21 protein-coding genes are annotated in these 18,157 nt (G+C 66.5%); 17 read left to right on the top strand and 4 right to left on the bottom strand.

Features of this window, described 5'->3' with window-relative positions; translation table 11 throughout:
* Positions 1-402: 402 nt before the first annotated feature.
* The 3 genes from ACFWRO_RS12580 to ACFWRO_RS12570 all read left to right on the top strand — a co-directional run bounded on the left by ACFWRO_RS12580 (position 403) and on the right by ACFWRO_RS12570 (position 3,371).
* Positions 403-1,764, top strand: a complete 1,362-nt coding sequence (locus ACFWRO_RS12580; RefSeq protein ID WP_384508370.1) for an AAA family ATPase — start codon at positions 403-405, stop codon at positions 1,762-1,764.
* Positions 1,765-1,829: 65 nt separating this feature from the next.
* Positions 1,830-2,633, top strand: coding sequence for a hypothetical protein (locus ACFWRO_RS12575; RefSeq protein WP_384508368.1), 804 nt, complete (start codon positions 1,830-1,832; stop codon positions 2,631-2,633).
* A 63-nt stretch (positions 2,634-2,696) separates the two neighbouring features.
* A complete protein-coding gene (locus ACFWRO_RS12570) occupies positions 2,697-3,371 on the top strand; it encodes an HAD family hydrolase (protein ID WP_384508365.1) in 675 nt (224 codons plus the stop codon).
* Here ACFWRO_RS12570 and ACFWRO_RS12565 read toward each other — a convergent pair.
* From ACFWRO_RS12565 to ACFWRO_RS12550, 4 genes are all read right to left on the bottom strand, one after another.
* The gene (locus ACFWRO_RS12565; protein WP_384508362.1) at positions 3,354-4,196 is read right to left on the bottom strand and encodes a DUF1932 domain-containing protein; all 843 of its coding nucleotides are present in this window, start codon (positions 4,194-4,196) and stop codon (positions 3,354-3,356) included. The genes ACFWRO_RS12570 and ACFWRO_RS12565 overlap by 18 nt on opposite strands.
* Positions 4,193-4,780 carry a guanylate kinase gene (locus ACFWRO_RS12560; protein WP_384508359.1) on the bottom strand — a complete coding sequence of 196 codons (588 nt, stop codon included), beginning with the start codon at positions 4,778-4,780 and terminating at the stop codon, positions 4,193-4,195. The genes ACFWRO_RS12565 and ACFWRO_RS12560 overlap by 4 nt, the downstream gene beginning before the upstream one ends.
* Positions 4,777-5,787: an AAA family ATPase gene (locus tag ACFWRO_RS12555; protein ID WP_384508357.1), complete on the bottom strand. Its 1,011-nt coding sequence runs from the start codon at positions 5,785-5,787 to the stop codon at positions 4,777-4,779. Before ACFWRO_RS12555 ends, ACFWRO_RS12560 begins: the two co-directional genes overlap by 4 nt.
* Before the next feature lie 237 nt (positions 5,788-6,024).
* Entirely contained in the window at positions 6,025-6,387 is a 363-nt protein-coding gene (locus ACFWRO_RS12550) for a winged helix-turn-helix domain-containing protein (protein WP_384508565.1), read from the bottom strand.
* A 460-nt stretch (positions 6,388-6,847) separates the two neighbouring features.
* Here ACFWRO_RS12550 and ACFWRO_RS12545 point away from each other — a divergent pair, with 460 nt between their 5' ends.
* The 14 genes from ACFWRO_RS12545 (at position 6,848) to ACFWRO_RS12480 (ending at position 18,032) form a co-directional block, all read left to right on the top strand.
* Positions 6,848-7,141: a hypothetical protein gene (locus tag ACFWRO_RS12545; protein WP_384508354.1), complete on the top strand. Its 294-nt coding sequence runs from the start codon at positions 6,848-6,850 to the stop codon at positions 7,139-7,141.
* The gene (locus ACFWRO_RS12540) at positions 7,138-7,329 is read left to right on the top strand and encodes a hypothetical protein (RefSeq protein WP_384508351.1); all 192 of its coding nucleotides are present in this window, start codon (positions 7,138-7,140) and stop codon (positions 7,327-7,329) included. The genes ACFWRO_RS12545 and ACFWRO_RS12540 overlap by 4 nt, the downstream gene beginning before the upstream one ends.
* Positions 7,326-8,330: a DUF2637 domain-containing protein gene (locus ACFWRO_RS12535; protein WP_384508349.1), complete on the top strand. Its 1,005-nt coding sequence runs from the start codon at positions 7,326-7,328 to the stop codon at positions 8,328-8,330. The genes ACFWRO_RS12540 and ACFWRO_RS12535 overlap by 4 nt, the downstream gene beginning before the upstream one ends.
* Positions 8,327-8,977, top strand: coding sequence for a GGDEF domain-containing protein (locus ACFWRO_RS12530; protein ID WP_384508346.1), 651 nt, complete (start codon positions 8,327-8,329; stop codon positions 8,975-8,977). Before ACFWRO_RS12535 ends, ACFWRO_RS12530 begins: the two co-directional genes overlap by 4 nt.
* Complete coding sequence (locus ACFWRO_RS12525) at positions 8,977-9,363, top strand: RRQRL motif-containing zinc-binding protein (protein WP_384508343.1); 387 nt, start codon at positions 8,977-8,979, stop codon at positions 9,361-9,363. The genes ACFWRO_RS12530 and ACFWRO_RS12525 overlap by 1 nt, the downstream gene beginning before the upstream one ends.
* A gap of 160 nt (positions 9,364-9,523) precedes the next feature.
* Positions 9,524-11,767, top strand: a complete 2,244-nt coding sequence (locus ACFWRO_RS12520; protein ID WP_384508340.1) for a cell division protein FtsK — start codon at positions 9,524-9,526, stop codon at positions 11,765-11,767.
* A gap of 141 nt (positions 11,768-11,908) precedes the next feature.
* Positions 11,909-12,160 carry a hypothetical protein gene (locus tag ACFWRO_RS12515; RefSeq protein ID WP_384508337.1) on the top strand — a complete coding sequence of 84 codons (252 nt, stop codon included), beginning with the start codon at positions 11,909-11,911 and terminating at the stop codon, positions 12,158-12,160.
* Positions 12,161-12,184: 24 nt separating this feature from the next.
* Positions 12,185-12,373, top strand: a complete 189-nt coding sequence (locus ACFWRO_RS12510) for a hypothetical protein (RefSeq protein ID WP_384508334.1) — start codon at positions 12,185-12,187, stop codon at positions 12,371-12,373.
* Between the two features lie 8 nt (positions 12,374-12,381).
* The gene (locus tag ACFWRO_RS12505) at positions 12,382-12,987 is read left to right on the top strand and encodes a hypothetical protein (protein WP_384508331.1); all 606 of its coding nucleotides are present in this window, start codon (positions 12,382-12,384) and stop codon (positions 12,985-12,987) included.
* 5 nt (positions 12,988-12,992) lie between these two features.
* Complete coding sequence (locus ACFWRO_RS12500) at positions 12,993-13,508, top strand: hypothetical protein (protein ID WP_384508328.1); 516 nt, start codon at positions 12,993-12,995, stop codon at positions 13,506-13,508.
* 84 nt (positions 13,509-13,592) lie between these two features.
* Complete coding sequence (locus ACFWRO_RS12495) at positions 13,593-14,519, top strand: bifunctional DNA primase/polymerase (protein WP_384508326.1); 927 nt, start codon at positions 13,593-13,595, stop codon at positions 14,517-14,519.
* Positions 14,516-16,066 carry a YfjI family protein gene (locus ACFWRO_RS12490; protein ID WP_384508323.1) on the top strand — a complete coding sequence of 517 codons (1,551 nt, stop codon included), beginning with the start codon at positions 14,516-14,518 and terminating at the stop codon, positions 16,064-16,066. The genes ACFWRO_RS12495 and ACFWRO_RS12490 overlap by 4 nt, the downstream gene beginning before the upstream one ends.
* Before the next feature lie 308 nt (positions 16,067-16,374).
* On the top strand, positions 16,375-16,566 hold the full coding sequence (locus ACFWRO_RS12485; protein WP_384508320.1) for a helix-turn-helix transcriptional regulator: 192 nt from the start codon (positions 16,375-16,377) through the stop codon (positions 16,564-16,566).
* Positions 16,563-18,032: a tyrosine-type recombinase/integrase gene (locus ACFWRO_RS12480; RefSeq protein WP_384508317.1), complete on the top strand. Its 1,470-nt coding sequence runs from the start codon at positions 16,563-16,565 to the stop codon at positions 18,030-18,032. The genes ACFWRO_RS12485 and ACFWRO_RS12480 overlap by 4 nt, the downstream gene beginning before the upstream one ends.
* Positions 18,033-18,157: the final 125 nt, after the last annotated feature.

Genomic DNA, 18,157 nt, shown 5'->3' with positions numbered 1-18,157 from the left:
CCTGCAAGGTTGTGTATCCGTGATCGTGTACGCACCGGACTCACACGCTAGCCACACGCAAGAGCGGGAGAGAGCCGCTCAGCCAACACCGGCGTGAGTCTCGGTATTTCGTCCAGGTGACCGCCGAGCGGAGCTCGATGCCCCAGCAAGCGCCGGCCTTCGGCCGCTTGCCAGTTGCACGACTGACGGCTTGGGGTGTCGGGTGGTGGTCCTCTCATCGGCCCCCTGGGCGTACTCCACCGCAGGCCAGGCAGCCTCCGACCCCACCTACTCCGCCGGCTGGCCGTGCCCGCCCAAGCGACCTTCGCGAACATGTCCCTAGTGTCACTACGTTCGGTGTAACGTCCGAATACACCCTGCTAGCGGAGCGGGGGACTGCCGCCATCTAGGAATGAGAATGAAATGACCCGACTTCTCGGATTTCGCGTGGTCAATCTCCTTGGTCAATTCACTCACCAGGTGGAATTCAGGTCAGATGCGGATTTCGTCATCCTACATGGACCCAATGGTGTAGGTAAGACGCGAATGCTCGAACTGCTGGAGGCGATTTTCAAGTTCGATCTATTCACGATCGCGGATTCCTTTTTTGAATCCATCCATTTGCGATTTAGTGGTGGAGAGAACCTCACAGTCATCAATCATGCCACCCGATCCACCTTGGAGAAGCACCCACGGATGATCGACCTCTCGTTCTCTCTTTCTGGGAAAAAGCATCCGCGCCCGGTTAGAGGCCGAGTCAAGTTCCCTGGTGAGAACTACCCGCTCTCTCTATGGAGAGAGCTTCAAAATGAAATAGGCCAGGCATTCGAGGCGGACGCCTCGCCATCGGCCAAATTTCAAGTTCTTGAGCACGCAGGGCAAGCGTATATTCCAACGCGCCTGCGGCACGCCGATGTTAAACACGGGCTAATTGATCTGAGCGCCTTTGATCGGGAGATTGTCGAATTTCTGGATAAGTTCCCCATCCACATGGTGCAGACTCAGCGACTCCTGATCCTTGACCTTGCGAACGACCAACGGCGCCGACCTGCCGAACGTGCCCCGCAACGAATGAAGGTGTCGGAGTGTGCGCAGGATCTATCCCGCAGGCTTGCGGCCGCGCTAACGGAGAATTCGCGACGTTCGCAAGAGCTGGATAAATCCTTTCCTAGGCGCGTGATGGATGACATGACCATGGGAGAGGTGCCTTCGGAAGCGACGATTCGAGAAGAATATGCAGAGCAGAGCGAGCTTCGAAATCGGTTGGCCTCCATTGCGCTCCTCGATGAGTCAATGGATGTACCTCTTCAGAGCGAGGAGTTGTTGCCCTGGCAGAGGAAGGTCCTGTGGACTTACCTCCAGGACAGTCAGAATAAGCTGGCGACCTTTCAGGACCTCCTTCACCGTGTTGAGCTGTTTCGTAGCATCATCACGAGCCGATTCCTGTTCAAGCATCTGATCATCAGCAGGGAGAGTGGATTCAGATTCACAAACGATTTTGGCCAGATCATTTCCCCATCGCAGCTTTCGTCAGGAGAGCAGCACGAGATTGTTCTGCTCTATGATTTGCTTTTTGGGGTAAAGTCTGGATCGCTTGTTCTGGTCGACGAGCCGGAGATCTCTCTGCACGTGGCCTGGCAGCAGGAGTTCATTTCGGACATCAAAAGGGTTGCGAAGCTCTCGAATCTCCGATTTATCGTCGCTACTCATTCCCCGCAGATCGTCAATGAATGGTGGTCTCAAACTATTGGCCTGAACGCCTCCCTCCCTGAGAGGCGTGCGTGAGAGATTTCCTTACCTCGGCCAGTACCAAGAATACTGTGGGGATGCTACGGAATTACGACCCGAGCATGACAATTCTGGTGCTCGAAGGCGATAGTGATCTCGTTACTTTGTCCGGTTGTCTAGATCGGCAACATTGTCGTGTTGTGGTCGCGGCAAGTGGGAAGCCGGACGCTATCCAGGCAGTAGAGTTCGCCGATGTCGAAGGGATGGAGGGCGTTCTCGCTATAGTCGACTCTGATTTCGTGGATATTCACGAAAGCCGATCCAGTAGTTCCAGGATATTTTACACAGACCTCTATGACCTTGACTCCTCTGTGTTTTTCGTGGAGGGGATCGTGGAGCGATGCGTGGAGGCTCTCGTTGGGTATGTAGCCGTCCATGGCGAAGATGCCAGTCATGGTGATAGCGGGCAACTTGCAGCAATAAGGGACGATGCTGTAAGAATGGCCTCACTTGTAGGGTATTTGAGGCTGTACGCGATGAAGGGCTCTCACGAGTTGCCACTTGACAACTTCCCTATCGAGCGGGTTTTCGACGGGGGGTTTCAGGTCAGCGCTGAAGAGCTAAAGGCCATTTTGCCGAAGAAGTGCCGTGGTGTCTCCCTAAGTGAAGATATGATTGACGCTTGGCTGGTCAGAATGGAGAGTGAGGCCATTCCCGTCCGGCGCGTCTCGCAGGGGCATGATCTGTTTAGGGCTCTCTCCTATTCGGTGAAAATTAGATGGGGGATGGCGCTCAAGGCTGATGTGTGGGAAAAGCTCGCCAGGTCTCACTGGCGGATTGACCATCTGCGTAGCCTGCGGTTGTTTGACCAGGTGCTTTCCTGGTCAAAGTCAACTGGGTTCTGCGTCTGGGTTGCGAATGAATGAAGCCGGAGGCAGGGTGATTCCGCCCAGACGTGGCGGCAAAGAATCGAGCGTGTCGTGACTCGGATGCAGCTTCTCGCGCTCTTCGACCTAGATGACACCTTGATTGATCGGCGTCGCGGCCTCAATGAGTGGGCGCACGCATTTACCGCGTCTAGGGGGAGGCCGGCCGACGCGGCCCGTGTGATCACCGACATGCTCAGCGCGAGGGCGTACCCCTCCGACTTTGTACGGATCAAGGCCGCATTCGGCCTTCGCGATTCTCCGGAGTCACTCTGGTCGGAGTATGTGTTCGGCATGTCCAGTCGAGCGCGATGCGGCGAAGGTGTGCGCGTGGGCCTCGCGGCAATGCGCGCGGCTGGCTGGACCGTTGGCATCGCTACCAACGGGTCCGCTGACATCCAGCGCGCCAAGTTGTCGAGCGCAGGACTCGCTGACCTGGTAGCGGGTGTCTGCGTCTCCGATGACATTCAGACCCGGAAGCCGGGCAGGGCCGTATTCGAGGCTGCCGCCCGCCGCTGTGGTGCCACCCTCAGCGATGGCGGATGGATGGTTGGAGACAACCCCAGTACCGACATCGAAGGTGGGCGAGCGGCGGGGCTGCGGACTCTCTGGATCGCTGCCGGGAAGCAGTGGCCCGATGGTGTCGACAGCCCTGACGCAACGGCGGGGGGTGCATTGGAAGCGATCAAGTACCTCCTGCAGTGGGGACGCTCGTTCCCCTCAGCCGCCGTGAGCTGAGTGGAGCCCTTCGAGTGCCTCCCCAAGCTTGAGCGGCTGGTCTTTGAGGGCCGCCCACCGCTCCAGGATCTCTGCCGACGCCTCCATGAGCGCGGCGGGCAATCGCGCGTCATCGAGCGCGTGTGCTGCCTCTCGCATCTCCGGAGCCCAGCGCCAGGCCCGCGCGGCCGTCTTCGGGAAGTAGTCCGTCTCCGTGAGGTAGCTGCTCGTGCGGCCGCGCGCGATGTCGAGGAGCTCCTCCTCCACCCCGTGGTCGCTGGCGAGGGCGTACGACACGGCGGCGAGGACCCGGCTTGCCTTCTGGTAGCTGCTGTAGGCCAGCTTCAAGGCGGACGCCTTGCCAATGCCGCCTTCGAGGAGCAGTGGCCGGACGGCCGAGCCACAGAAGAGCTGTGCCACGGTGGCCGACTCCTCTGCGGGGCCTGAGAGGTACAGCCGCGGGTGCTTCGATGTGGATGGCGGGGAGCCGATCACTGACCCGTCGACCACAATGGCCCCGGTTGCCCCGACGATGTCGTCGATCTGCGTCATGTGAGCAGGAGAAATGGCGTTGGCGTCGACGTAGGTTCCGGAGAATGCCTCAGCGGCTACGGATGCCGCGACCTCCACGGCGTTGGCCGGCGGGCAGAGGCTGATGATCACGTCGCACTGCTCGCACAGCTCCGTGAGGTTCGAGGCGGCAGTAAGCCCGTAGCGCAGTGCTCTGCTCCTGCTTGCCTCGCTTCGCCCCTCCGGACACCAAAAGACCTCCGCGCCTTGCTGTCGTGCCTGAGCCGCGACGGCTACCCCCATGCTGCCGGGGTGCAGAATTCCAACCGTAGTCATGCGACCGAGCCTCGGATATCGCGGGGCCTGGCGGAGATCCTCTCCCTCACTGCCGCGTCGATGATTTCGGCGGTCTGGGCAGGGGAGTGGCTCTCTGTGTCGATCACGACAGACCATGGTTCCGTGGAGTGGTTCATGAGGTCTTGCTGAGTCTCGTGCCACACTGCCAGGCGTGTTTTCACGTCCTTGTCGCCGCGTCCTTTGCACCGCGCTTCAGTGACGTTCAGAGGGCACCATAGGAGGACCTTGACCCAGTGGATTGGGAAGGCTTCGACAGCGCTGACGCCCGCGACCTGGCCCATGTGAAGCACGGGGATCAGTCCTCGGCCGATGAGCTCGGAGACCCCCGCTCGGTCGATCGCGTACTCAGCGTCGTACCGCTCGTTTCGGTAGAGCAGTTCGCCGGCGCGTGAGAGTTCCGCGATGTGTTCTGCCGTAGTCAGGCGGTACCCAGTCGTGCGACCAGGCCCGGCCTTGAGCCGCTCGAACAGTGTGAACTCGGGGCGGATGCGTGACAGCTCCGCCGTCACTGTGTCCTTCCCGGAGCCGGGCGGACCGTAGAGGACGACTCCTGATGCGGTCACAGGTCGCCTCCGCTAAGTACGTCCCTGGCTTCGTCAACCATCGCTACGGCAGCGCCGAGCTTGTTGTCCACGACGAAGTGAGGTCCCTGCGGCCGCAGTTCCAGGTTGAGCGACGACAGGTAGTCGTCCCAGGACTCCATCTTCCAGGCGTCTCGTGCCGCACCCCGGAACTCGATGTACTCGCGCATCGACTCCGGGTCGCACTCAACCCATATGGTCGCCACAGAAACACGCTTGGAACGGCAGCGGTTGTGGAATCGCTGCATCCAATCGGCCTGAGAGAACTCAGAGATGAATGGGGCGTCGAGAATGGTTGAGATACCGCAATCGACGTTGTCCCACGCTGCTTCCATAAGACAGCGGTATTCCAGGGGGCGAACCTTCTCGCGATAGAGGTCCGAGCTGCGATCGTGGGCCTCGCCGCCGAGTGCGATTAGGAGCTGATCGACGAGTGGTCGTGTGAGGGAGTCCTTGTCGAGGATCGGCCAGCCCGTCAACCCGCCCAGGAACTTGGCGAACTCGGACTTTCCTGATCCTGCGAACCCACCCACCAGTACGACAGACGGGGTGTCGATGGTGCCACCTGTCGTGCGTCGACTCCAGGCGTCTATGACTCGGTTGCGCAGGGCCTCGCTGTCGACGTCGGCCGTGCCTCCTCGGATGCTGCTTAGGGCATGGCGTACGGCTTGGGTCTGGTCGGGCATGTCACGTTCCACGGGTGCCGGGGCGGGTCCCATAGGGGCATCCTCTCCGGGCAGGGCTCCACGAAAGCCCAACTGGGCTTCGTTGCGGCGATAGAGGCGGCAGTACGCCCGGCGATAGTGAGGCCCGGGGTACACCGTTCCCTTCTCGTGCCCCCAGATCGTCTGGAAGTTGGCGGCAATGTTGAAGTTATGCCGCTCGGCGATCTCTCGCAGTTTCTCCCCCGTGTCTTCCAGAGTCAGCCCGAACTTTTCCCTGTGCTGGCGCAGGAGTTCGGGGTTCCAATCCGGGTGCTTGCGAGCCATCTGCCCCTCCTAGATAGCTACTCGGAGCCGCGAGTGTAGCGCTCCGCGTAGACGGGTGGAAATTCGTGATAGCGCATGTGTAAGTGGATGTGTAAATCCGCTGAGAGTTTGTCAGTTAGCCCCTCGTGATACCGATTTCCGCGTCGCTCCGGTGAACTATCAGTACGTTCCAGGGAGGAGGTGCTGATGCGTAACGGAAAGGGCAGGGCCGCCCAGCAGGAGCGGCCCCGGCTGACTTCACTCCGAGCCGCGACCCTTCTCCAGGGCGTCCAGCCGGGCGCGAAGGTCTCCCACCTCGGCTTTGAGGCTGTCGACCTGTTCTTGCAGATCGACGAGGGCGCCCTCGGGGCTCGCGAGCTTCGCGGCCTCGGTCGAACCAGCGGTGAGGAACGCTCCCTTCCCTTGGTGCGTCACCACGAGCCCGTCGCTGTTGAGCTGGCGGATCGCGGCACGCGCCACGGTGACGGTGACGCTGTACGCCCCCTGGATCTCAGCCAGGGACGGCAGCTTGCCCGCCGTGCTGAACTCGCCGGCCGCGATCCTCCGCCGGAGTTGCTCGGCAACCTGCTGATATGCGGGTTTGCCGGTCCACTCGACCATCTGCACCTCAAGTCTTGTCTCGGTCTCTGCCTCATAGTGCCCAAGCGTCACTGAGAGAGCCAGCGACTCCCCGGCCTTGTTCCCGGAGGGGCCTTGACGCACTCTGCCTCAGAGTGCACTCTGAGGCAGAGTCGTTCGGTGCTCGCCTGAACCGGCGGAGCCGAGCGGTCAGCAGTACCCGCACCAGCTGGACGCCTTGGGAAGGCGACGTTGTCGCACGCCCGGCGGGCTGGGAGTGGTTGTCCCTTGAGAACTGAACAGAGGACTGAGAACGAGTGATTTTGGCTGCTGATGCCCCCTCCCGGAGGCGTCAGCAGCAATGACCACTCGTCTTCGACAAGTGGTCGCTGTGCCTGTGGTTTCCGGGGCACGCGGCTTGCTCAGCACGTACCTGCCGGGCGGTTGCCTCTCGCCAAAAGACCGCGTCTGACCCGGCTCCCTTCGCTTCCAGGAGAGCACCATGCGTATGTACATCGGCGGTCATCAGGCCGTCAGCAGCACCGATTTCGTGGAACTCGCCCTCGGTACCCCGGTGGAGTTGTGGCTTGGGGTGGAGGGCGAGAGCGAGATGGAGCGCGCGGCCCGGTTGGACGCGGCGCGCGACATCCTCGCGGACAACCCGAGCCTGCCGGACGACGTGTCGCGGGTCGCCGCCGAGGCGATCGAGGTGTACGCGCCGGAGCTGTTCAACGTCGTCCCGCTGGTCCGGCCGGCCTCCCGCCGGAACCGTTCCCGGAAGGGAGCGGCGGCATGAGCGCCCGGGTGCCCTGGGGCCAGGAGTTGGTTCTCGTCTGGCTCGGCTCGCTGGTCGCTGTGGGCAGTGCCGCGGGCGCGGTTGCGGCCCACGAGCCGTGGCTGTTCGCCTCGGCCGCTCTCGGGTTCCTGATCCAGCACGTCGGTTGGGCGGCCCGGAACCGGAAGCTCTTCGGCGGTGCGCGATGACGAGCGCGACCAATACCGAGCGGTCGGCGGTGCCGCCGCTGACCCGTCCGGAGATGGGCCTCGCCGGTATCGGCGCGCTCGCCGCGGCCGGCGTCGGAGCATTGGGACTCATCTCCTCCTTCGACGCCGTTTCGGCCGCTGCGCTGCGGTGGGGTTTCGGTGAGCCGTGGATGCTGCCGGTCGGTATCGACGTGGCGATTCCGGTGTTCACCGTGGCCAATCTGCTGCTGATCCGGATGGACATGGCCCTGGCCTGGGTCAGGTTCGTTCCCTGGGTCCTCACTCTGGTCACCTGTGGTCTGAACGTGGCTGCTGGGCATGGGGTGTGGGCGAAGGTCGCGCACGGCACGATGCCGCTGCTGTGGGTGGTGTTTTCCGAGATCGGCGCGCACATCTACGCCGTACGGATCGGAGCTGCGACCGGCCGGCGGATGGACAAGATCCGTGCGTCCCGCTGGCTGCTGGCGTTCCCGTCCACGTTCTCTCTGTGGCGCAGGATGACGCTGTGGGAGATCACCTCCTACGCCGACGCTCTCGCCCGGGAGAAGGAGCGGCAGCTCGCCCGCGCGGACCTGCGCGAGCAGTACGGGCGCCGTTGGCGGTCGAAGACTCCACGGCGTGAGCGTGTCCTGCTCCGCCTCGGTGACCTCGCCCCGGAAGGGGCCGAGCCGCCCGAGCCGGTGGCGGTGGAGGAAGAGGCTCCGGCGTCGCCCGCGTCGCCGCAGGAGGCGGAGGAGCGGGCGCCGCGCAAGCGCCCGACCCGCACCAGGTCGAAGGCGTCGAAGGCGCCCCGGACAGCGGCTGAGCTGCTGGCCGAGGCCCACGCGCTGACGGCCGACTGGGCTGACAACGCGATCAATGCCGAGGCGATCCGTACCGCGCTGCGCTGCTCGGCCGCGAACTCCCGCACCGTGCGGGATGCGCTGCTTGCCGAGCGGGCCGAGGGCCGGCCGCTCCACTCCATCGAGACCGCCGAGACGGCCGAGGAGGTCGCCGCGTGAACACCCTCTTAACCGCCCTCGCAGCGGCCGGGCCGCTCGCGGCCGGATGGTCCGGCCATGTCCTGTGGCTCCGTCGTCGGCTCCACACTGCTCGCCGTGACCCGCTTACCGGGCTGCGGACCCGGGAGGGCTTCACCCGCCGCGCGACCGCGCTTATGCGCGATGAGCGGGCGGTGGTGATCCTGGCGGACGTCGACCACTTCAAGCAGATCAACGACCGTCACGGCCACGCGGCCGGAGACGTCCTGCTGAAGGTCACGGCCGAGCGGCTCGCTCACTACGTCGGCCGTGACGGTGTCGCTGGGAGGCTCGGGGGCGATGAGTTCGCTGCCGTCGTCATCGACACCCACGGCACGATCGCGGACCTCCTCGCCGTTCTTCACGGCGTGCTGGCCCGCCCCGCCGACGCCAGCAACCCGCAGGTGGCCACGACGGTGTCGCTCGGGTGGGTCCGGGCTGCCGACTACCGGGGCGAGGATCTGTCCGCGCTGCTGGGTCGGGCGGATGAGGCGATGTATGCGGCGAAGCAGGCGCGGGCTGGGGTTCGGCGGGCGGGGCTGGGGCGGCTGTTCGCCACGGTGGCCGGCCGCCGCTCCGGACGCCGAGGCGCCCGCACCGACGCTCCCGCGATCGTGGCGGCTGCCTGATGTCCCCGACGTTCGGTAAGTGCTTCGACCCGACCGGAGCGAAGTTCGGGATTCCGACCTACCCCTGGCGCTACGCCCCCGACGGTTACGCCACCCGCCGCCAGCTCCGCGCCCTCGGACTGCGCCCCGGGGGCCAGCCGGTGGCTGCTCAGGTCATGCGCCGGAGCCGCGGCCGCAAGACCGGTGTCCTGGTGGGCCACCTCTACCGGATCGACCTGGCCAAGCCCGTGCGGCCGATGACGTCGCGCAAGTGGGGTGCGCTCGCCCTGGCGATGCTCGCCCGCCGTACCTGCCCGCAGTGCCGCATGGATGCCGGATACGTCATCCCGACGTCGCTTGGCGCCTGCGTTCCCTGCGCCTACCCCGAGGAACAGCGCGCCGCTTGATCACGTGAGGGGTAGAAACCCTACCCCTCAACAAGGGGGTAGGAACCGTACCCCTTCTCCAGCCGAATCGGGCTGACGATTTCACCGTACGGGCCCGGTCGCCCACCTTCCACAGCATGCGTCCGGGCCCGCCGTTCCCTCCCGAGAGAAGGAAGCTTCAGTGAAGCACCCCGACGAAGAGAACGAGTTCTTCAGCCGACTCGAAGCCGACATGGCCACCGACTGGACGGCCGACGACGGGGCCGACGTGGTCGACCTCGACAAGGCCCGCACCGCCCGCAACGAGTCGGGCGACCGGTCGCCCGACCCGACCCGGAAGGAGTCCGGCCGCGAGTCGGGCGGCGCCGACCCGACGCGGTCGGGTACCGGGTCGGGTCCGGTGATGGTCGACGGTCCCGCCCCGGCGGGGATGGGATTCATGGACCGGGTCAGGGGCGCCAAGCGCCGCCCCATCGTGCCGATGTGGCTGAAGTCCACGGCGGAACTCAAGGCCGCCACGGGCTGGGTGGCCGGCCACTACGGCCACAAGGCCGGATATCACGCTCTGCGGTCACCGGTCTACGCGGCGCGGCTCGCGCTGCTGTCGCCGCGCGGTGCGGCGAAGTTCGTCGGCGGCACGATGCGCTGGGTCGCCGACAAGGAGGGCGAGCCGGTCCGGCTCGCGGCCGTGCGGCGCGAGGACGCGGGCGAGTACCTCAAGCTCTCCCGTCAGCGCGACGGCCGGGTCCGGCTGCGGACCCTGGTCGCCGTGCTCGGCTCCGTCATCGGCATGGGCGCCGCACTGGCCCTGTACGTGCTGGCGCCGGGGTGGCTTCAGACGGTGTCCCTCGGCGCGCTGCTGCTGGTGCTGGGGCACCTGGGCCGGGCCGAGGACGCGCCCGTCATCACCCGCGCGGTCGACCTGCCGCAGGTACAGCGCTTGACGTCGGACATTGTGGCCCGCGCGTTCGCCGCGCTGGGGATCGCGGAGATCAACAAGCACGCGGCCAAGGGCAAGCCGGGCATCGAGTTCAAGGCCCCGATCCAGCGCGACGGCAAGGGCTGGCGGGCCGACCTCGATCTCCCGTACGGGGTGACCGTCTCGGATGTGCTGGACCGCCGCGAACGGCTCGCGTCGGGTCTGCGCAAGTCGCTGGGCTGTGTGTGGCCCGAACCGGTCCCGGGCGAACACCCGGGTCGGGTGATGCTGTGGGTGGGCGACCAGGACATGGCCCGCGCTCCGCAGCCGTCGTGGCCGCTGCTCAAGTCCGGGACTACATCGTTGTTCAAGCCCGTCCCGTACGGCACCGACCCGCGCGGCCGGCAGGTCGGCTTCGACCTGATGTACGCGAACTTCCTGACCGGCGCCATGCCGGGCCGGGGCAAGACGTTCGCGCTGCGGATCCTGCTGCTCGCCGCCGCGATGGACCCGACCTGTGAGCTGCACACCTGGGAGTTCAAGGGCACCGGGGACTTCTCCTCCTTCCAGCCCATCTCCCACTCCTACGGCTCCGGCCCTGGAGACGACGCCACGGTCGAGGGCTGCGTGGAGGCGATGGAGTACGTCTACGGCGAACTCGACCGCCGCGCGAGGGTGATCAACGGGCTGCCCAAGGACATCTGCCCGGAGAACAAGGTCACCCCCGCCCTCGCGGCGAAGAAGTCCCTCGGCCTGCACCCGCTGGTGATGTCCATCGACGAGTGCCAGGAGGTGTTCACCCACGAGCGGTGGGGCAAGAAGGCCGCCGAACTGGCCACCGCGATCATCAAGCGCGGCCGCGCGCTGGGTGTGATCCTGCTGCTCGGCACGCAGCGCCCGGACGCCGATAGCCTGCCGAAGGCGATCAGCGCCAACGTCGGCATCCGGTTCTGTCTCCAGGTCATGGGCCAGCCTGAGAACGACATGGTCCTGGGCACCTCGATGTACAAGAACGGCATCCGGGCCACCTCGTTCACCGCCGATGACCTGGGCATCGGCTACCTGGTCGGTGCGGGGCCGAACCCGCAGATCGTCCGCTCCTACTACATCGACAACGCCCAGTCCGAAGTGATCTGCCAGACGGCCAAGGCCGCTCGGGCGGCGGCCGGCACCCTGCCCAACCCGGACGCGCCGAAGAAGGAGAAGGCCACAGACACCCTGCTGGCCGACATCCTCGCGGTCATCCCCGCCGATGAGGCCAAGGTCTGGAACGAGACCGTCGTGGAACGCCTCGCGGAGCTGCGGCCCGAGCGCTACGGCGACTGGGCCCGCATGAGCGGCGAGGAGCAGACCGCGCACCTGACCGGTGCGCTCAAGCCCTACGGCATCGCCGCCGGGCAGGTCGGTCGCCGCATCGACGGCAAGTTCGTCAACAAGCGCGGAATCAAGCGCGACGACATCACCACCACGGTCGCGGAGCGTAACCGAAACCGGGACGCGAGCTGACCGCCCGGGGCTGCTATCGATAGCGCGCGAACCCGCTATCGATAGCAGCCCCGATAGCGGCGCATATGGGTCCTGATCAGGCTGCTAGCACATAGCGGCTCACCTGCGAAAACCCCTGAATCCTGCCCTGGAGGCACCTTCATGCCCCCTGCCCTGCTCGCTATCGCACTCCCGCTCTTTGTCACGCTCGGTTACGCGGCTCTGTGTGCGGCCAGCCCGTTCGGCCAGTGCCGCAAGTGCGACGGACTCGGCTTCGCCCTCACGACAGACCGCAAGGGCAAGCCCAAGCGCGGCAAGCACTGCCGCCGCTGCCAGGGCCACGGCATCCGCATACGCCTCGGCCGCCACCTGTTCAACATCGCCGCCCGCATCCACCGCGACGGCACCCGCTAGCCCCACCAGTGAAGGAGGCCCCTCGTGGCCATCACCGTCTCGCTCGTCGCCCTGTTCGGACTCGTCCTGTTCTTCCTCCTCAAGTCCAAGACCGTCGGCTACGGCTCCGCGTTCGTCGCCATCATGTTCGGCTTCTTCCTCGCCTCCACCGGCGCGTCGGGGCCGATCAACGAACTCACTACCGCCGTCATCAGCGCCGTCAGCGACCTGTAGGGGGCGTCATGGAACCGATCACCGCCCGGCACTGGCTGGCCCTGGTCGCCCCCAAGGCGGCTCCGGCCGTGGCCACGTCCACGGTCCTGATCCTGGGGCGGATCTGGAACGCGAACGGTGCCGAACACTCCACCGGCAACGCCGCGTTGATGGTCGTCCTGGCCGCCGGGGCCGCGACGGCCGGCGCCTTCGCCTCGGCCGGACGCTCCGGCGACAGCGTGATTGCCGGGACCGCGTTCGCCAGCTCCGGCGCGCTGGCCCTGGCAGGAGTGGCCGGATACGCCGACGGCATCACGTTGCCGCTACTGCTGTGGGCGGTGACCACCGCCGTCGCCTACGGCCTGGCCGCCCGCTACTGGCGCACCGACCGCCGCGCCACCGTTGCGCACGACCGGCACGCCACGGAGCGGCGCGAAGAGCACGCGCACGTCGAGCGCGTCGAAGCGCTGCGCGCCGGGGCCCAGATAGAGGTCGCCCGCTCCGGCGCCGCCTACGCCGAGCAGCTCGCCACCGCGCTCATCACGCGTGCGGCCCTGCCCGGCTTCGACCTTGCCCAACTCACCAAGGCCGGGCTCCCCGAACTGCCCGCCAGCCACAACCCGCAGGAGGACTGATCCTCGTGTTCGAGATCCGCGTCATCTGCCTGCCCACCGACGCCAAGCGCGTCCTGGGCGCGCTTTCCGAGACGTTCACCACCGGCGCTGTGCGCCAGTACCCCAGCCGGAGCGATAAGCGCGTCCGCCTGTACATCACGGCCCAGCACAGCAAAGACACGGAGGCGTGGCCGACGCCGGAGGAGGCGTACGCGCTCGCCCCGAGCATCGTCAGCGAGATCGGATGGACCGCCCAGCGGGCGCGCGAGGCCCTGTGGCCCCTGCATCCGGGAGACGTGCGGGAGTTCTGGCTCCGTAAGGCCGCGCTGCTGGATCGCATCGCCCTGGACGACGGAACCGCGAGCGTCCGCACCGACGCCCCCGAGCTGGCGCTCAACGCTGCTCGCAGGCTCTTGGACGTCGACCGCGAGGGTGACGGGAACTACGGCGGCACCCCGTACTGGCCCGAGCACGCCGAGGCCATCTCCAACCCCCGCGGCTACGTCCGCCAGGAGTACGCCCACTGGGTCAAGCACCAGTAGATGCGCCCGGGGCGGTCGCCTCTCGCCAAAGACCGCGACCGCCCCGGTTCCCCAGTCCCTTCGCAGAAACAGGAGACCCCCAGCATGACAGCAACCCTCGCCCCGGCGCTGCTGCGCGCCGCCCTGGCCGCCGCTGAGCGCGGCTGGCCCGTCTTCCCCCTCCGCCCCGGCGACAAGCGGCCCGCCGGGCACCCCGAGCGGGATTGTCCCCGTACCGGCCGGTGCACCGAGGGGCACCGCACCCCCGAGCAGCGCGCCACCCTCGACCCCGGGCACATCACCACCTGCTGGCAGGCGGCCCCGTACAACGTCGGCATCGCCACCGGCCCCGCTCAGCTCGTGGTGGTCGACCTGGACCTCCCCAAGGACGACACCGACACCGCCCCGCCCGAGTGGGCGGGAATGGCCGATGGCTTGGACGTGTTCGCCGCGCTGTGCGAGCGCGCGGGGGAGCGGCTGCCGACCGAGACGCACACGGTCCGCACCCGCCGTGGCGGGCAGCACCTGTACTTCACCGCCCCCGAGGGAGAGACGCTACGCAGCACGGGCGGCACCCTGGGGTGGAAGGTCGACACCCGGGCCTGGGGCGGGTACGTGGTTGCCGCCGGCAGTCTCGTGGGCGGAGCGCCGTACGAGATCATTCACGACGCCCCTGTTGCCCCCCTCCCTGCGTGGCTCAGTGACCTGCTCACCCTCAAGCCCGCACCGGCCCCGATGCCGCTGGCGGAGCTGGCCGCCCGGATGCGCAACGCCACCGCCTACAGCACCACCGCCATGCGGGGGGAACTGGAGAAGGTGCTGTCCGCCCGAGAGGGCGGTCGTAATCGGTCGGTGTACTTCGCCGCCTACGCCCTCGCCCGGCTGATCCGCACGGGCGACCTGACCGAGACCGCCGTCACCAGCGAGCTGATGAGCGCCGGGCAGTCCATCGGCCTGGCCGCCCCCGAGTGCCGCACTGCGATCCGCTCCGGTCTCGTCCGGGGCGGTGCCGGGGAGGCGAGCGCGGCATGAGCACACAGCCTGTTGACAGCTCCGAACTGTGGGCCGGATTCGAGGCACTGGACGCGGCCGAGGCGGCAGGGACGCCGTGGGAGGAGCCGATCCCGCTCACCGCGCGCCGCGAACTGCCGCCCTTCCCCACTGAGGTCTTCCCTGCCTGGCTCGGAGACTTCGTAAGGGGTGTGGCGGAGGAGACGCAGACCGCCGTAGACGCGGCGGGATCGCTCGCTCTTGCGGTCTTGTCGACCGCTGCCGGAGGCCGTGCCGTCGTGCAGGTCCGTGGCCGATGGCGAGAGCCCACCAACGTCTTCGTGGTCATGGCGCTACCCCCGGGCAGCCGCAAGTCAGCGGTCTTCGGCCTGATGACTGATCCGCTGTACAAGTGCGAAAAACTGCTGGTATCAGCTGCGGCCGGAGCCATCATCGAAGCCGAACTCACGGCGAAACTCGCCAAGGAGGTCGCGGACAACGCAGCCGCCAAAGCGGCCCGTGCCGAGGCCGACAAGCGCGATCTGCTCGTAGCGGAGGCCATCAGCCTTGCGCAGGCTGCCGAGTCCATCACCGTGCCCACCAAGCCTCGCTTGCTGGCCGACGACGCGACCCCGGAGGTCATCGCCTCGCTGCTGGCCGAACAGGGCGGCAGGCTCTCCGTCATGTCTGCCGAAGGCGGCATCTTCGACATCATCGCCGGACGCTACTCCGGCACCCCCAACATGGAGGTCTTCCTCAAGGGGCAGGCGGGCGACCGGCTGCGCGTCGACCGCCGAGGACGTGAGGAGTTCATCGATTCCCCCGCCCTCACGATGGGCCAGACAGTTCAGCCCTCCGTCCTGGAGGACATCAGCCGCATCAAGGGAGCAGGAGACAGGGGACTGCTGGGCAGGTTCCTCTACTCCCTGCCCGAAGACCTTGTGGGCTATCGGGAAGTCCTCCCACAGCCCTTGCCGGAGGACGTGGCCGATGTCTATGAGCAACGCATCACCGCGCTGACCATGTCCCTCGCAGGCTGGACGGACCCCGCCGTTCTCCAGCTCACGTCGGAGGCAAACGAGACGCTCGCCGCCTACGAGGCACGACAGGAGCCCCGGCTCCGCAAGCGCGGCGGGGACCTCGGGCATATCCGGAACTGGGCCGCGAAATTGGGCGGCGCGACCTGCCGCCTCGCGGCACTGCTCCACCTCGCCACGCACACCGAGAACGGACACACCCAGCCCATCACCGCCGACACCATGCGCAACGCGGTCAAGCTCTCGGACTACTTCACCGGCCACGCCCTCGCCGTCTTCGACCTCATGGGCGCCGACCACACCGCCAACCGCGCCCACGCCGTGCTGGAGCTGTTGCGCACCCAGCAGTGGAGCGAGGTCAGCAAGCGCGACCTCATGGTCAAGCTCTCCCGCTCGGAGTTCCCCACCGTCGCGGACCTCGACCCCGCGCTGAACCTGCTGGAAGACCACGGGTACATCCGCTGCCAGCCCGTTCTACGCACCGGAGGCAGGGGCCGGCCGCCGTCCCCGCGCTACCTCATCCACCCCCAGTTGAGCGACCCCGCCATCTGAGCCCCCGCCACAGAAACCACGGAATCACAGAAATAGCCCAGCCCCACCCCTGACGTGCACAAACGTCCCACGCGAGGGTGGACAGGCGACTGCCACGGAAACCCACAGAAGAGCCACACAAATACGAGCCCAATCCGGCCCGTCTATTTCTGTCGGACTTCCTGTCGTTTCTGTGGCAGCCCACCCCGCCTGGCGTTCGCGCAGGTCAGATCATCTGCTCGGGGTTTCTGTGTATTTCGTGGTTTCTGTGGCGGCTCCCAGACGCTCTGCTCCCGAACTGCCCTTGCCCTCTCGCCCGAGGAGGAGTCGTGGCCAAGCCGCGCGACGAGATGTTGTCCATCCCTCAAGTCATCGAAGAGATCGGAGTACCGCGAGCGACGTTCTACCGCTGGCGGCAGCTCAGGAAGGGCCCGAAGGCCATCAAGCTCCCGAACGGCACGGTGCGAATCCGGCGCTCAGAACTGGACCGCTGGATCGCAACCCGAGAGGAAGCCGCGTGACCTACCGCAAGACCAGCGAGTCCCCGGGCGCCCGCAACAGCGGGCGCCCGCCCGCCGCCGACGAGCCGACCCTCTCCACCGACGTACGCATTTGGAAGATCAGCAAGATCTCCAGCAAGAAGGCTCCCTACCAACTCCGTTGGGTGGTGGCCGGCAAGGTTTGCCATGCCTCCTTCGCCACAGTGACCCTGGCGGACAGCCGCCGCTCCCAGCTGTGGCAGGCCATGCAGAAGGGCGAGGCATTCGACGTGGAGTTCGGCCTGCCGGAGTCTGAACTCCGGGCAGCTGCCGCGAAAGAGAACGCCCGGCCTGATCCGTCGTGGTGTGACTTCAGCCGTGAGTACATGGCTCTCCGGTGGCGTACGGCAGCGGCCAAAACCCGCGAGGGCCTGGCCGACAGCCTGGCCACGGTGGCACTCGCCATGGTGGAGGAGGGGAAGAAGGCGCCTACGCCAGAGGAGACGCGGCTGGCGATGCGCTGGGCTGTCGTACCCGCACACAAGGGCGAGGGCCCTCCGGAGGAGCTGGCGGCTGCCTGGGCGTGGCTCCAGAGCCGCTCGCTTCCTCTGTCGTCCCTTGCCGATCCCAAAGTGGTGCGGGATGTCCAGTACCGGCTCTCGTTCAAGCTGGACGACACCCCGGCAGCGGGGGAGACGTACAAGCGCCGGCGCCGTGGCTTCAACACGGCCATGGAGTACGCCATTGAGTGCGGGTACCTGGGGGAGAACCCTCTCTTGGGAGTGAAGCGCAAGGGGTCCACCAAGGGCGATGTAGTGGACCCCCGGGTCGTGGTCAACGCTGTGCAGGGCGAGCAGCTCCTCACGGCCGTCTCGTACGTGGGGTCCGTTCACCGGAACCGCGGGCGTCGACTCGTAGCCTTCTTCGCCTGCCAGCTGTACGCGGCGATGCGGCCGGCCGAGGCGGTGGGGCTGCGGAAGAAGGACTGCTACCTCCCGGAGAAGGGATGGGGGACGCTCACCCTTAAGGAGACCCGGCCGGTGTCCGGCAAGAGGTGGACGGACTCGGGGCAGCGCCACGACAAGCGCGGGCTCAAGTCCCGGGAGCCCAAGGCGGACCGGCCGGTCCCGATCCCTCCGCCACTGGTCGCCTTGCTCTCCGCGCACATAGCGGAGTTCGGAACGGCGAAGGACGGCCGGCTCTTCGCCAACGAGCGCGGCGCCGTGCTCGGCACGTCCAGCTACTGGAGGGTCTGGCAGGAGGCCCGGCCGATCGCCCTCCCGCCGGAGAAGGTGGATTCCCCGCTCGCCCACAGGCCGTACGACCTACGGCACACCTGCATCACGAACTGGCTGAACGCGGGGGTCCCCGTCGCCGAAGTGGCCCGCCGCGCGGGCAACTCGCCCGAGGTCATCCATCGCCGGTACGAAGGCTGCATCGACGGCCATGAGGAGCTGAACAACAAGAAGATCGAAAAGGCCATGGGGTGGGCGCCGGACGCCCAGTGAGGGCCGCGAGAGCTCACACGCTACTCACACACAACCAGTGATAGACAACGACAAAGAGCCGGACCCAGTAGGACTGGGTCCGGCTCTCAATGTCTGGCACTTCCACAGGTCAGCGGCTTGATCAC

Origin of the sequence: Streptomyces sp. NPDC058579, from assembly GCF_042718575.1 — a bacterium.
Lineage (GTDB): Bacteria > Actinomycetota > Actinomycetes > Streptomycetales > Streptomycetaceae > Streptomyces.
The sequence above is the reverse complement of the archived record's forward strand: the minus strand, read 5'-3'. Positions and strand labels throughout refer to the sequence as shown.

Coding starts and splice junctions, on each gene's coding strand:
- ACFWRO_RS12575 (WP_384508368.1), top strand. CDS start 1,830: ATGACAATTCTGGTGCTCGAAGGCGATAGTGATCTCGTTACTTTGTCC.
- ACFWRO_RS12515 (WP_384508337.1), top strand. CDS start 11,909: ATGCCCCCTGCCCTGCTCGCTATCGCACTCCCGCTCTTTGTCACGCTC.
- ACFWRO_RS12565 (WP_384508362.1), bottom strand. CDS start 4,196: ATGACTACGGTTGGAATTCTGCACCCCGGCAGCATGGGGGTAGCCGTC.
- ACFWRO_RS12505 (WP_384508331.1), top strand. CDS start 12,382: ATGGAACCGATCACCGCCCGGCACTGGCTGGCCCTGGTCGCCCCCAAG.
- ACFWRO_RS12495 (WP_384508326.1), top strand. CDS start 13,593: ATGACAGCAACCCTCGCCCCGGCGCTGCTGCGCGCCGCCCTGGCCGCC.
- ACFWRO_RS12540 (WP_384508351.1), top strand. CDS start 7,138: ATGAGCGCCCGGGTGCCCTGGGGCCAGGAGTTGGTTCTCGTCTGGCTC.
- ACFWRO_RS12535 (WP_384508349.1), top strand. CDS start 7,326: ATGACGAGCGCGACCAATACCGAGCGGTCGGCGGTGCCGCCGCTGACC.
- ACFWRO_RS12570 (WP_384508365.1), top strand. CDS start 2,697: ATGCAGCTTCTCGCGCTCTTCGACCTAGATGACACCTTGATTGATCGG.
- ACFWRO_RS12525 (WP_384508343.1), top strand. CDS start 8,977: ATGTCCCCGACGTTCGGTAAGTGCTTCGACCCGACCGGAGCGAAGTTC.
- ACFWRO_RS12550 (WP_384508565.1), bottom strand. CDS start 6,387: ATGGTCGAGTGGACCGGCAAACCCGCATATCAGCAGGTTGCCGAGCAA.
- ACFWRO_RS12555 (WP_384508357.1), bottom strand. CDS start 5,787: ATGGCTCGCAAGCACCCGGATTGGAACCCCGAACTCCTGCGCCAGCAC.
- ACFWRO_RS12580 (WP_384508370.1), top strand. CDS start 403: ATGACCCGACTTCTCGGATTTCGCGTGGTCAATCTCCTTGGTCAATTC.
- ACFWRO_RS12490 (WP_384508323.1), top strand. CDS start 14,516: ATGAGCACACAGCCTGTTGACAGCTCCGAACTGTGGGCCGGATTCGAG.
- ACFWRO_RS12545 (WP_384508354.1), top strand. CDS start 6,848: ATGCGTATGTACATCGGCGGTCATCAGGCCGTCAGCAGCACCGATTTC.